The sequence below is a fragment of the Haloglomus litoreum genome (assembly GCF_029338515.1).
Taxonomy (GTDB): Archaea; Halobacteriota; Halobacteria; order Halobacteriales; family Haloarculaceae; genus Haloglomus; species Haloglomus litoreum.
On the sequence record NZ_CP119988.1, the window covers coordinates 4,238,620 to 4,251,660 of the forward strand.

Genomic DNA, 13,041 nt, shown 5'->3' on the forward strand with positions numbered 1-13,041 from the left:
GTACTAGTCCTCGTTGTAGAACGTCTGGCTTGCCTCAACGAACTCCCGAGCCTTCGCCACGTCCCACTGGGTGGTCTCTTCACCGAATAGCGACTGCATCCCGTGCTGTACCGTGTAGCCCGCGAAGTCGTCTTCGGCGTCCGACTCCAGCTCCTGCAGAATTCCCTCAACTCGCTCCCGAATATCGTCCTCAGCGATTGTTGTCACTTCTACGTTCGAGAGCAGGCATTCGATGAAGTATGACGGTGCGACTTCCTTGTCAATTGTACCGCGCTCCACGAGCGCGTTTCTGAAGTTCTTGAAGATCCGGATGGTCGCCTTGTAGTTCCCGTCACACCACTCGTTGTACCGCTCGCCCATAATCCGATGCCTCCGGGGGAAGTTCACTATCTTCGTCCCGTCGTCCGCCCAGAACACGATCCCCTTCATGTGGTTACCGGGCTGCCGTGTCCAGAATCGTCGGTACTGGAGACAGGGAACCACGTCGGCACCGAGAGGGAGGTCGTCGGATTCGACACCAATCGCCTTCTCTCCTCGTTCGATGTTCCGGGCACCGTACTGCGCCTGCAGAGTCCGGTACACCCCTTCGGCGTGTTCGTCGAACATTTGGCGCGGGTTGCGTGCGGGGGCGACCTCGGTCGATGTGGCGGGAGCTTCGGAGAAGTCAGCATGGTAGGTGTCCGTCCGGATCACCAGTATATCGACATCCCCGGAATCGTACACCATCGTCGTGTTTCGGTACGACCCTTGGAGGTAGGTGGTGAACTCCAGCCCGTCACTGACTCCCTGAAGCGAACCTTCGCTCAGCTCGTCTCGTATCTCTCGGTGCGTGTCCCGGGCTTCCTCCTGATCGGCGGTTCCCGAGTTCGTCCATCGTTCGAGTTTTCTGCGCGAGATCATGATTGAGCCAGTCGGAAATCGGCCCCCTGCTTCTGGTCGTACCAGTTGTCCCACATCGACCGGAGTCGCTTGAGCATCGTTTCCGCCTCGCTGATTTCCCACTGCGTGTTGCTGTCGCCGAAGAGCTTCTCCATCTTGGATACCTGATCGAACGTGGTCAGGTCGTTGCAGTCGCTCTGGAGGTGGTCAAGTATCTCCACGAAGCGATTGCTCCGACTCGACCGTCTGAGGATACGTGCGGGCACGTTGCAGATGAGACACTCAATGAAGTACGACGGGGCATCGATGGAGAACACCGACTTCCAGTACTCGTTGTAGTAGTCCCTCGCGTTCTTGAAAATCCGGACTGTCTCCTTGTAATTCGAGTGCTTCTCAGTACCGTTCTGGTAGTGGATCTTGGGGAAGTTGATGACTTGCTCGGTTCCATACCGAGGCCGGAACGCCATCCCGTGATCAATGTCGGGTTCACCGTTCTCCGGGTAGGAGTAATAGACCCGATAGTCGCGACACGGAACCACGTCCACGTCGACCGGAAGCGCCCCGTCAGTAATTTCGATGGCCTTCCCGTCCCATTTTACTGGCTTCGACGAGGGGCTGTTGAAACGAGTCTTCAACGTATTGAAGACATCCTTTCTGAACTCGCTGTACGTATAGCTCGGGTTTGACGTGTTGTTGTCGTAACGCGCCTGATCTTCTGAGTCGAGATTGGAAGTCTCCGGAAGCCACGTCGATTCGAGCTTGACGACGATATCCACGTCACTGGAACCGTACGTGTGGGTATCGTTCTTGTAGGAGCCCTGTAGGAACGTGACCACCTGCGCGTCGTCGTCGATTGGGGAGCGATCCATCTCAAGGGCGTTGACGATCCGCTTCCGGGCTGTCGCCGACCCAGCATCGGCTCCAGTGCCGTGCCAGTTGTCGAACTGAGACTCCGGAATGCTCATAGCTCTCGTCGGGTCGAAGGGAGCGGTGTGGCAACGTTGCCGGCGATCTGCTTTGTGGATGTGTGTTTTTCTCGTGCCATCCAATTGAACATCCATGATGGATCGGTATAAACTGGCGGCCACCACGGTGAAAGTGGAAAATTCCTCCAGATGTCAGTTACGTCGGTCGATCTCCATCCGAATTAATAGGGGGTGGCGGAGGGGTCAAGCCGAAACGACGTACTGCGATGCGAAGCAGGTTACTACTCGAATGGGCCCTCTTCAGCGAGCACGTCGAACTTCTCAAACACCATACCGAAGTACTCCTCCGTCATGAGTCGTGGATTGCTAACTCGATGGAAGTCATCAAGGACGAACTGTACGTCACGGCGTTCCACCCCGTACGCGTGGAACGCAGCAGCGTCAATTTCGGCCTGTAGCTCTCGGCGTTCTTCGTGCTCCGTTGCGGGCTCAATTCCACCGAGCCGTTCCCGCATCTCTGCGAATTCCTCACCGTAGCAGTTCAACCGAGACGCTCGCTCAGAGATGTAGTGGAACCAGTCGTCACCAGAAGTTAGTCGAGGCATCTGAGATTCAAGAAATTCTCGCTTGATAATGTGCGACTCAACCTTGGTTCGCATCAGGAAATCAAAGGGGATGCTATTTAGCAATCCCGTCGCGGTGAACAATTCCTTGTCAGTAAACCGATGTTTATAAATCGATCGTAGAGGCGATTCTGAGAGGTGAGACTCTTCAGGCTCTATTTTGAATGGCTTGAGCGTATTGATAGTGTGGAGACAAACGATCTCCTTCGGGATGACGCAGGCCATTATAGTCCGCTCGTTCCGCGCTCTAGATATATCTCTAATAGCAATCCGATATTCCGAACAATCGAGTAGGACATCCTCTTCTTCAAGTCCATGTCCACGGTATTCTTCCAACAGATTGTCAACGAATTGGACTTGAGATTTGCTAGTGTCCTCTCCACCAAATGCGTCGTAGATTGCCCGCTTTAGGTTTCCTCGATTGAATTTCTTTTCTCGAACCCGGTATTGGGCACTATTAGGGGGGTCGTACATCCCACGACTCCAGTACTTCGGCCCCTTCAGATTCGTGGTATGGGTATTGTCGTACTCAAACTGCTGAATATTCTTGCCGCCGATAACAGGGTAGTCTGCATCATCTGGGGAGGTTAACAGTCGATCCTTATCAGTCGATTCGACGAATTCCTTAGTAAGCATCGCCACAGACCATGCACCCTCAATCTCTCTGTCAAGCGTCGGCTGTTGCACGACCTTCATCATCACGTCCACCTCTCTTTGTGACGTGACAGATGGGAATAGCCTCCCTTCGGGCGAATACCTAACAAGAACATCACGAGGGATATTCGCAGCTACATCGTCAATCCGCTCTAAAACAGTCAGGTCGTTCTGGTTGAATATACCGCGCAATTGCTCTGTCTCCCCACCATACCTGAATGAGAGGATAGCGAAGCGAACCATGCTCCCGATATCCTCGAAAATACCTTGGTTCTCAAATCCAACAATATCTCGTATATCAGCATTGTTCAATAGATACATTCGGAGATCTTTACCCATCACACTACCGAGAATAGACCCCGGAAGAAGCAGACTGACTTCAACCCCGTCTCGGCAAAGAGAGTAGATCCGCTCTAAGAATAGAGCAGACAATTCATTCTTTGTAGGCATCGTTCGGCCACCAACAACAGGTGACTGCAATTCGTACGTCTCACCCTTCGTGAAGTAATCAGCACGGGCGTTTATTTGCTCCTGATACGACTCCCACGCTTGCTCTACCCCCTCATTTGAGAGAAGTCGCTCCATCACCTGATCCTTGGTATTGGATGGGTAGGTACTGAATCGCTCATCATAACGGATGAAGAAATCGTCACGGTTGGCATAGAGCATATCCCACGGGGGATTCCCGATGATGATATTGAATCCACCTTCGCTAAACACATCCGCGAATTCAAGTGGCCAATGGAAAGGAGACCACTCGCGCAGTTCATCTATAGATAACTTCTCAAAGCCGATGTTCTGGAATTCCCTGTGAAGCGTCTGATCAAACTTTTCACGATGTTCTTCGACTCGTTTCTCTGCCTCTCTACGCCATTCCTGTGCCTGTGAACTGGTCGTTGCCTGTTTGTGGTTACGAATAGCTTTCTCTATGTTTTCAAATCGAATTTTTCTCCCCCATGAGCTGAGGTCGGTATTACCCCCTTCATTTTGGACTACACTTGTATCAACATGGCCAATGAGCGAATTCCCCTGTCGGATGTTGAAGTCGATATTGGGTAGAGGTTCCACTTCAGTAGGCTCATCCTCAATATCAGCGACCATCGACAGCCAGAGACGAAGCTTACAGATTTCAACAGCTCCCTCGTCAATATCCACTCCGTAGAGGTTATTCAGAATTATCGACCGCTTTGCGTAGAGAGTCGTCCCTCCTTGACGTTCTCCGATGCTCTCCAACTCTTCACGAGTACGATTCTCCAGTTCCCATCCTCTTCCTTCGGCATCTAGCTGTTGGAAGTATTCGATGCACTGCATATAGATATCCAGTAGTACCTCCTGTGCCGCGAGGAGGAAGGCTCCGCTCCCAACAGCCGGATCGAGAATACGTGCTTCGGTCAGTATGTCGTGATAGAGCGCCTCCACGTGCTTCGTTTCGACATTTTCAATCGGTGCTTGAGCAGTTACTGAACCCCCATCAGCAAGCGCCTCCGCTCCCTCCCGAGACTTAATACTGGAGAATCCAAACACATCGTCAACCCCGTCGTATTCGGCATCAACGGCCTCGTTGAGCTGGTCGAGGAGATACGGATGGATCGTCCGTCGGGCCATGAACCCCGTGATCTCCTCTGGCGTGTAGTACGCCCCCATCTCCTTCTGATTCACCGTCTGCTCGAAGATGTGGCCGAGAATCGCCGGTGAGAGGTTCTTCGGATCGACGATATCCAGCCGCTCGTCGACGTTCCAGTTCCAGTCAGAGAGGAAGTCCAGAATGTCGCCGAACAGCTCGTTGGTCCGCTCAGGTGACCCACCCAGACGCGCGTCCTCGAACTCCTCCTCGACGGGATTCGTCGAGAACAAACCACCGTTCAGGTACGGCAGGCTCCCGAAGTCGGGGTCCTGCTTGCCCTCGGCGAGCATCTCGAAGAACAGCGGGTGGTAGAACTCTGCGTAGACATCGCCCTCATCGTCAACGATGGCCTCGTGCTTCTCGTGGAGGTAGTTCGTGTCCCGATCGAGGAGCCGTTTCTCCTGGATGAAGTAGAGGAAGATCATCCGGTCGAGGATGACCTGGACGTACCGCTGCTTGGCATCGCCGCGGTCGTCTGGAATGCCGGCAACCTCCTGCACGAGGTCGGTCCGAAGGGCTTCGAACTGCTGGTAGAACTCCTTGACCACCTGCTTCGTGTCGTAGAGCGAGTCCTGAATCGCCTCGACAGAGCCGTACTCGATACTGTTGAGTTTCTGGAGGACAGTGTTCTTCTCGCCGCGCTCGCTCGTCATCTGAGCCTTCGTGAACGAGAGCTTCTGGTGCTTGATGCGGCCGTGTTGCTGGCCCTCCCAGCTGCGAATCCGCGTGAGGAAGGTGAACTCCTCGTAGTCGTTGGTCGCGACGAGATTGGTCCGGCGGTTCCGGTTGTCGGGTTTGAAATCCGTCGCCGACTCTCCGGCCCCGGCTTCGACGAGAACGATGAACTCGTCGTCGGTAAGCTGGAGGACGAGTTCGTTCTCGTCCCCGAGTTTCGGCCGCGGCTTCAGGCCCCGCTTCTCGAAGGAGGAGGCGATATCGTCGAGTGAGTCCCACCCCGCGATGTCCTCCGCCGTAATCTGCTGGAGGGTCATAGGCCTACCTCCCGGGTAAACTACAAAAAAGCGCCGCCGACTCTGGGACGGGAAGGCTTAGACGTAGCCAAGCTCTTCGGCTGCAACATGAAGGATGTTCTCGCGGCCGAACATGTCCACCAAGGAGTCGGCGACCTCTCTTCGGGCGTCTGGCATCCAATCTTCTTCTGGGTCGACTGTGGAATGTGCCTTGGTCAGGGCAGTGCCGACCGGCGAGTCGATGAAGGCTGACCCGACTTCAGTTAGAACGTCTTCCTCGGCATCACGGGCGATGAGGCGCCACTCCAGTCCATCGGTGGCGATTCCGATGGAGTAGCGCACTTCTCGATTCCGGAGCGTCTTCAAGAACGTCTGGTCGTTCAGGTACGTCCGCATATCCTCGGTCGCTTTCGAGTGTTGGCGCTCCCGGTTCAGCGCCTTGCTTTCGGCAATTACCAGGCAGTTCTCAACCACCCCATCAATCCGGTAATCCGGGCGATTTCGCTCGTCCTTCACGAGATCGACAGGCCGAGGCCACGGCTCCAGTCCCAATCGTTCGAGTACCGGTTCGATCAGATACTTCTCGGTGAAGTACTCCGGCGCCTGTTCGACATATCCGCCGTTGAAATGCTTCGAGGAATTGTCGACGATCGTCTTGATATCAGAAATCGCTTTACGCCGGCGAACCTCCTGAACGAAGTCTTGGACAGCGACGAGGACGTTGTTCGCTCGATGTAGGTCCACATCGAACTGACTCTGCTGGGAGTCACTCATCAGATATCTAGCTATCACTCTTCAGCGCCATTCATAAATCCACTCACGTGGCGTGTATCAGGACGGTATTCAAGACGGGGGCGACATGAAGAGGTCCGAGAGTCGGGGCAATACCAGCGCCGTGGCCGAATTCCTCTGCTTCCGATACTATTGTCCGAATGACAGCTATTGAGAGTGGGTTCTTCAGTACATAATCACTTGGCAGCTGGTGCGAATGCAAGACGTACCCAACTGCTTTGTTGAGTGACTGTGCCAACTAACGTCATGGAAGCAGAGGAGGTTATTGGGGACATCCGTACGCAGTATATTGATGAGACGCCGCCAGAGGTTCGGGAGAGTTTGAGTGGCCACTCTGATGTTGTTCAGATGAATTTCGCAGCATCGTATTTTCCACTTGAGTTCATCCAGAACGCTGATGACGAGGATGGTTCTTCAATTCGGTTTCAGCTACGTGAGGTCGACGAATCGCCCCGATTAGAAATCCTCAACGATGGTAACCCGTTCACCGACCCATCCGTAACTGGCACTCCTGCAGGTGCCAAATCAGACGTCAGAGGCATCTGTAAGGCAGGTCGCTCGCCGAAACAGCCGCGAAACCACATCGGCTTCATCGGAGTTGGTTTCAAGTCCATTTTCGAAATCAGTGACCGTGTCGAGATTCACTCCGGCGACTTCCACTTCGAATTCAGCCAATCCCGAACAGAGGCGGCGGCAACAGGGGATACCGAGCTCCCATGGCGAGTTATTCCATGGTGGAAGGAGCCCACTGAGGCAGAGCAAACACCAGTCCAACTCGACGAGGTCGAGTACACTACCCGGTTTATTATTCATCTTGACGAAGGCCGGTTCGAAGGGTCGTTGGAAGACAGTAGCGTATTCAACCCCTTGTCAGAGGCGAATCTTGACCGACGTGTCTTTCTCTTTCTCACGTCGCTTCAGCAGATTATCGTCGATGACGAGCTGAGTGGTTCGACACGACACCTTCGGCGACGCACCGGAGACGGAGAGGTCAGCCCTGCTCTACAGCAAAACATCGATGAGGCGAAGGACCTCTATCCCCGAACGAGCGACGAACTGGGTGGGCTTGAGCCAATTAGAACGGTGACCGTCGAGGAGGAGTCCACCGATAGCTACGAACAGGATACGTGGGTACTGTTCAGCGACCGTTGGACCGTGCCCGAAGCTGTCCAAAAGGACCAGACGACAAAGGAGTATTTTCGAGGCGGAATCGAATCCCGGGAGATATTCATCGGCCTGCTTGCGGATGACGATGGGACACTAATCTCCCCCGGCCGATCGGGGACGATTCATAGTGGAGTCTTTAGCTATCTCCCTCTGAAAGAACTCAACACTGATTTCGAGTTCCTCATCCACGCCGACTTTCTCACGCCCGCTGACCGGCAGACAATCAAGCGTGATGTCCGGTGGAACCGCGAGATTGGAGCCGCGGTCGCGGACTGTTTGAAGGCCGTCATCGAAACGGTGGGAGCCCACGACGACTGGTGGCGTCACCTAGACTTACTCATGCCGGGGGCGGAAGGTGACAATTTTATTGAAACAACCATTCAGAATCCCGTTCGGACGTTCTTCAAATCAGAGAGTCTAGTTCGGGATGCGGCAGGGAATCGTATAACCATTGACCGAGTCCTGCGCGCCACTCAGGCGGTAGTTGATATTTTCTCAATCGATGAGTTCCAGAATATCAAGGACAATTTACCGCTCCATCCCGAACACGATTCAATCTACGAGTCAGTCCATCCAACATCCAGTCCGGTGGATATCAGGAGCATTCTTACTGACAATCGAGCTCCCGAGGTCCTACAGCAGATGGGTCAGGACGATGATGCCCCAGCAACCTTCGCGTCCATCTATCGGTCCGCTTGTGATATTCCGAATTACCGGCAGTCATCGACATTCAGACAGACGGGTATCCTACTTGAGGACGGCCGTGTGGTAGGGACGAACAACGCAGAAAACCTGTATCGCCTCGTCGGTGACCGTTCGTTTGAACTCACACAGGATCCTTTGCCCGCTGTTGAAGAGGAACTCAGCGTGGTCAATCGTCGTGTATTAGAGGATGATGAGAACGGCGAGATTACTGAATTGTTCAATGAAATCGGAGTCCCAGAGATAACCAACGCTGAAATCGTCAACATCTGGCTCCAACATACGTCGTGGAGTGATATCCCCACAGCAGATCGAGTCCCAGTAGCTCGTATTTGTAAGCGCGGCATTGCCGACGGGGACCTCGAAGGAGACGAAATTACTGGATTGAAGCTCCGTGCATGTGATACTGAAGAGCCGACATGGCACGATCCTGACGAACTTCTGCTTCCGGAGGCCTACAATCCAGTCGATCCCGGTCACGCGATTGAGGGGATGAGCACTGGATGGCTTTCGACCATTTCGAATGAAAAACGGCAAGCACTGTTTACTGAGGGGGGGCTACCGATTATGGATGGTACATTGCGGTTTGTGGACCCAGTGTATCTCGACGACGAGCAGGATACAGAATCAGCCGACTCTTGGCGACAATTCCTCTACGCAATCGGCGTCGACGCGCTTGTCCGAGACGATGAGTACAAGAAAAAATTCGCGGGGTGTCTTGGGGAGTTGTATGTTGAATCGCAACTATCCGGTGACGGAACAACGGATACAGAGAACGTCAAGGTCGGGCGTGATATTCAAACGACATCTGATATGTTGGGGACCCCTAATCGGATAATAGAGGTTAAATCAACTGCAGCAAGCGAGAATTCGTTCAGTCTCAGCATTGCACAGACAAAGGTATTGGCGAATAATCAGCAGAAATATTGGGTATACAGTGTCACAGACGTGTTCACTAACCCGAAAATAACGCGGGCAAAAGGGTCGGAGATCCTCACGGCGGGTGAGACGAAAATTCAGGTAGGATCAAGCAATTGGGCTAGTATTTCAGAGCCGGTTTACCGGTAGAATTTCGGCGCATCTCTGTTCGCATACACCGGCTCTCGCCTCTCGTCGGTGGGGGATTTCTGCCTACTGTTTTGATAAACCGTATATAAGAATTTGAGATTTCACATCGGTGTTTGATAAGGTATTTCGAGAGGACAGCTGGTTGTATTGGCAGATAACGTAGTCCAAGTCTCGGTTACCCGATAGCAGGAAGCACTCAAGAATCTACTAACGAAAGGCTACGACTCTGCTGAAATCCCCAGAACCTCGCAGGGGTGACCTGAATGCCAGCCGCTCAGACATCATCGAGGAACGCTGTGAGCCGCTGGACGAGATAGTCGGGGCGCTCCTCAGGCATCCAGTGGCCCGCCCGCTCGACCACCTCGCCGTCCACGTCGGTCGCGACGGCCTCCATATCCTGAATCGGAAGCGACCCGAAGGAGGCCGCGCCACCCAGTGCCAGCACGGGCAGCTCCAGCAGGGTCGCGGCGTGTTCTGCGTTGTGTTCGGCGTCAGTCTCGTACGCCCGGTAGTACTCGAATCCCCCACGGAGGCCGCCGGGGGCGGCGTAACAGCGGACGTACTCGTCTCTGGCGTCCGCATCGATCGCCGAGGGGTCGTACGCACCTCGTTGGTAGAACCAGGAAAGGTAGAGTCGTTCCCTGCCGGAGACCAGACGCTCGGGAAGGTCCTGAACGCCGTGGAACCGCGTGTGCCAGAGGTGTTTCTTCTCGTCCTCGCGGATGCCGGGCAATCCGGCCTCCAGAACGGCGAGGGCGTCCACCTCGTCGCGGTAGCGTGCGGCGTAGGCGTACGCGGTCGGCATGCCCCAATCGTGGCCGACGAGCGAAACCCGCTCGTAGCCGAGCTGGTGGACCAGCGCCCGGATGTCGTCCGCAACGGTGCGCTTGTCGTACCCGGTGAGCGGTTTGTCCGAATCGCCCATCCCACGGAGATCCGGAGCGATGACCGTGTACTCCTCTGCGAGCGCCGGGATGACGTGGCGCCATTCGTACCAGGTCTGGGGCCACCCGTGGAGGAGCACCAAGGGCGGCCCGTCACCCGCCGTCACGTAGTGCAACTTGATCTCGTCGAGGATCGCGGTCCGGTGATCGAAATCGGCAGGGTCGACCATACACCCCCGACTCAAGGAACCGGCATCACTCTTGGCGTCAGGCTGGTGCTGACGAGGGGCCGACGCTTCCGACACCCCACGCCATATTTCACACCAACACACAGGCCGTCCGGCAGCGAATCCCCGCCACAGCCCAAGGTTGTGGCTGCGCGCACAGCGAGCGCAGCGAGCGAGCACGGAGCGGAGGGTGGGGCGGTGGCTGACAAGTCGTACTAGACTACGCTACTCCCTCTTCGGATAGAGATTTATCCGCATCCGGTATCGAATACCCCTATGGCAGTTCTCGTAGCCTACGACGGATCCGACCCGGCACAGAAAGCAGTACAGCGGGCGGTCAGCGCCGCGAACGAGATGGGAGAGGAGGAGATCATCCTCCTGCGGGTCGTCGAAGCGGCCGACGGAATGCTCGAGGCGGGATGGGACATTATCCAGGACCGGCTGAAAGAGATTCAGGAACAGCATCCGACCGAGTTGGCGGGGGATATCAAATCAGTTCTGGAAACCGAGGATATCGAATTTCGCGTCGAAACGGTGGCCGGCAAGCCCGCCAGAGAGATCGTCGCGTTCGCCGAGGAGAACGATATCTCGGAGATCGTCATTGGGAGTCACGGCCGAGAAGGTGTCTCCCGGGTGTTGCTGGGGAACGTCGCCGAGAACGTCGTTCGACGGGCTCCGACGACAGTCATCGTCGTTCGCTGACGGGGGGCGACACAACAGGCGGATCGCCGGTGGCGAGATTCCACTCCGGATCGACCCAGGCCGAAACCGCCCAGGTCAGTCAGCGGGGTCCGGACCGCCGATAGCATCGATGATCTCCTCGGCAGTGCTACTGATGCGGGCCAACCGAGCCTGCACCGCATCCAGCTCCTCATCCGCCCACGCAGCCAGGTAGAACGCTGAGCCGCTGGGGTCCAGCCCGTAGTGCCGCCCGACGATGTAGGCCACCGCCTCGGCCTCGAGTTCCCGCTTGGCTCGCTCCGGCTCGTCCTCGACATCGAAGTGGAGGATGGCGTGGGCGTACTCGTGGACCAGCGTCGTCGCCAGATCCGCGTCGTTGTCGCGGTCGACGACCTCGACGAGCGGCTGACTCGTCATCGGATCGGGCTGGCGGCACACGCCGGCTGCCTCCCCGTAGCGCCAAGCCGTCTCCGAGCGGACCCGCACCGAGACACCCAACGAGTCCGCCGCGTCGAGCACCCGGGAGACGAGGTCGCCGGCATCGCCCGTCGTCGCCGTCTCCAGTTCCGGAAGCGGTTCGCCCTCGGTCTGCGAGATGTCGAACACGGGGACCGGTTTGAAGCCAACGAGGCCACGGTCCCACTCCTCCGGCGGCGTCTCGTCGTAGTCACAGTCGCTGCGGTCGTGGTACGACTCGCTGTTCTCACACGCGGGACACCGCTGGGTGATGATCGGCGCCCAGATCCAGATCGCCTGTTCGCCTTCCTGGACCTGCCGGTCGAATTCCTCCTGCCACGTCCCGTATCCGGCGACCCGTGTCGCTCCCGGATACTGGCGCTTGATGAGGAGCGTATTCCGGTAGGAGTAGTCGTGGAAGGCCGCCTGCACGTCGAGCCACGCCTGGAACTGCTCGCTAGCTCTCGCTGACTCGGCCGCGTCGAGCAGGTCGTCGATCCAGGTCTCGACGGCCGCGGTCATCGCATCGTCGCGGTCCTCCCGGTCGTCGAACTGCACCGGCCGCTCCTCAGGATGTTCTATCGAAGACATCAGCACCGCCCCCACTTGGAGTCGGTGACGGCTGGGGGAGCCCGTCGTGTCGTGTTTCGCTGTCGTGCGTGCGATTCGTCGATACCGATGTCGTATAGATCGCCTTGCTCCATTCGGTCTCACGAGGCACGCTTCATAGCGCCCCTCGCCCGTCAGGGGCTCATAAACCAGCGCTGGAACGGTATTGACAGGGGAGAAGATCGAGAGCTGCCGAGAACACCGGCGTTGGGTAGGTACGCACAAATCTGGTGAGACTGACATACAACGCAGTTCTGAATAAGGTCGTGGCTGCGCGCGCAGCGAGCGAGCACGGAGCGGTGGGGGGGCGGTGGCTGGCGGGTGGTGGCCCCACTACGGACCACGCCTTCCACAACGAGTCACCGGAACGACGGGACCGCCCCTACCGCCGGGGGTCCGCGTCGAGCATGTCGTCGTGGAGCGGGAACCACTCCCCTTCGGCGCCCAACTCCTCTCCGGGACGCTCGACTCCGCAGGTCTGGCACTCGTACGCGTCCGACGCGCCGAGGTCAATCGCGCGCATCTCGCCACCGCAGACAGGACAATTTCCGTCCATACGCGGGGCCGAGCGACGGAGCGGGATGATACCGCTCGTGTCCGTCGACGCAACCTGGGCGAGGGCTCGCAGCGCAGGTCCGTCGTCGCAACCGACGTGTTTCATCCCGCTCCGTCGCAACGCGGATGGACGGAAATGGAGCCAGTCGAAGGTGGCGAGGAGCACGATGCCGAGGCGCGGACGACCAAGCGTGCCAGACCGAGGACAGAGCGAGTCCGGACG

General features: G+C 56.6%; 9 protein-coding genes. 2 read left to right on the forward strand and 7 right to left on the reverse strand.

All coding sequences use genetic code 11. The features are described 5' to 3' along the window. Positions 1-3: 3 nt before the first annotated feature. The 4 genes from P2T62_RS21135 to P2T62_RS21150 form a co-directional block, all read right to left on the reverse strand. Complete coding sequence (locus tag P2T62_RS21135) at positions 4-900, reverse strand: nucleotidyltransferase-like protein (RefSeq protein ID WP_276259001.1); 897 nt, start codon at positions 898-900, stop codon at positions 4-6. Continuing rightward, positions 897-1,844 carry a nucleotidyltransferase-like protein gene (locus P2T62_RS21140; protein WP_276259002.1) on the reverse strand — a complete coding sequence of 316 codons (948 nt, stop codon included), beginning with the start codon at positions 1,842-1,844 and terminating at the stop codon, positions 897-899. The genes P2T62_RS21135 and P2T62_RS21140 overlap by 4 nt, the downstream gene beginning before the upstream one ends. Before the next feature lie 242 nt (positions 1,845-2,086). Continuing rightward, positions 2,087-5,698, reverse strand: coding sequence for an Eco57I restriction-modification methylase domain-containing protein (locus tag P2T62_RS21145; RefSeq protein WP_276259003.1), 3,612 nt, complete (start codon positions 5,696-5,698; stop codon positions 2,087-2,089). Between the two features lie 57 nt (positions 5,699-5,755). Beyond that, the gene (locus P2T62_RS21150; RefSeq protein WP_276259004.1) at positions 5,756-6,451 is read right to left on the reverse strand and encodes a hypothetical protein; all 696 of its coding nucleotides are present in this window, start codon (positions 6,449-6,451) and stop codon (positions 5,756-5,758) included. 264 nt (positions 6,452-6,715) lie between these two features. Between P2T62_RS21150 and P2T62_RS21155 the strand changes: the two genes are divergently transcribed. Continuing rightward, positions 6,716-9,406 (forward strand): sacsin N-terminal ATP-binding-like domain-containing protein, encoded by a 2,691-nt coding sequence (locus P2T62_RS21155; protein ID WP_276259005.1) that lies wholly within the window; start codon positions 6,716-6,718, stop codon positions 9,404-9,406. A gap of 274 nt (positions 9,407-9,680) precedes the next feature. Here P2T62_RS21155 and P2T62_RS21160 read toward each other — a convergent pair whose 3' ends face one another. Then, on the reverse strand, positions 9,681-10,520 hold the full coding sequence (locus tag P2T62_RS21160) for an alpha/beta fold hydrolase (RefSeq protein WP_276259006.1): 840 nt from the start codon (positions 10,518-10,520) through the stop codon (positions 9,681-9,683). A 273-nt stretch (positions 10,521-10,793) separates the two neighbouring features. Here P2T62_RS21160 and P2T62_RS21165 point away from each other — a divergent pair, with 273 nt between their 5' ends. Further along, positions 10,794-11,219 (forward strand): universal stress protein, encoded by a 426-nt coding sequence (locus tag P2T62_RS21165; protein ID WP_276259007.1) that lies wholly within the window; start codon positions 10,794-10,796, stop codon positions 11,217-11,219. Between the two features lie 75 nt (positions 11,220-11,294). Here P2T62_RS21165 and P2T62_RS21170 read toward each other — a convergent pair whose 3' ends face one another. Then, on the reverse strand, positions 11,295-12,245 hold the full coding sequence (locus P2T62_RS21170) for a DUF955 domain-containing protein (RefSeq protein WP_276259008.1): 951 nt from the start codon (positions 12,243-12,245) through the stop codon (positions 11,295-11,297). A gap of 400 nt (positions 12,246-12,645) precedes the next feature. Next, positions 12,646-12,786, reverse strand: coding sequence for a hypothetical protein (locus P2T62_RS21175; RefSeq protein WP_276259009.1), 141 nt, complete (start codon positions 12,784-12,786; stop codon positions 12,646-12,648). Positions 12,787-13,041: the final 255 nt, after the last annotated feature.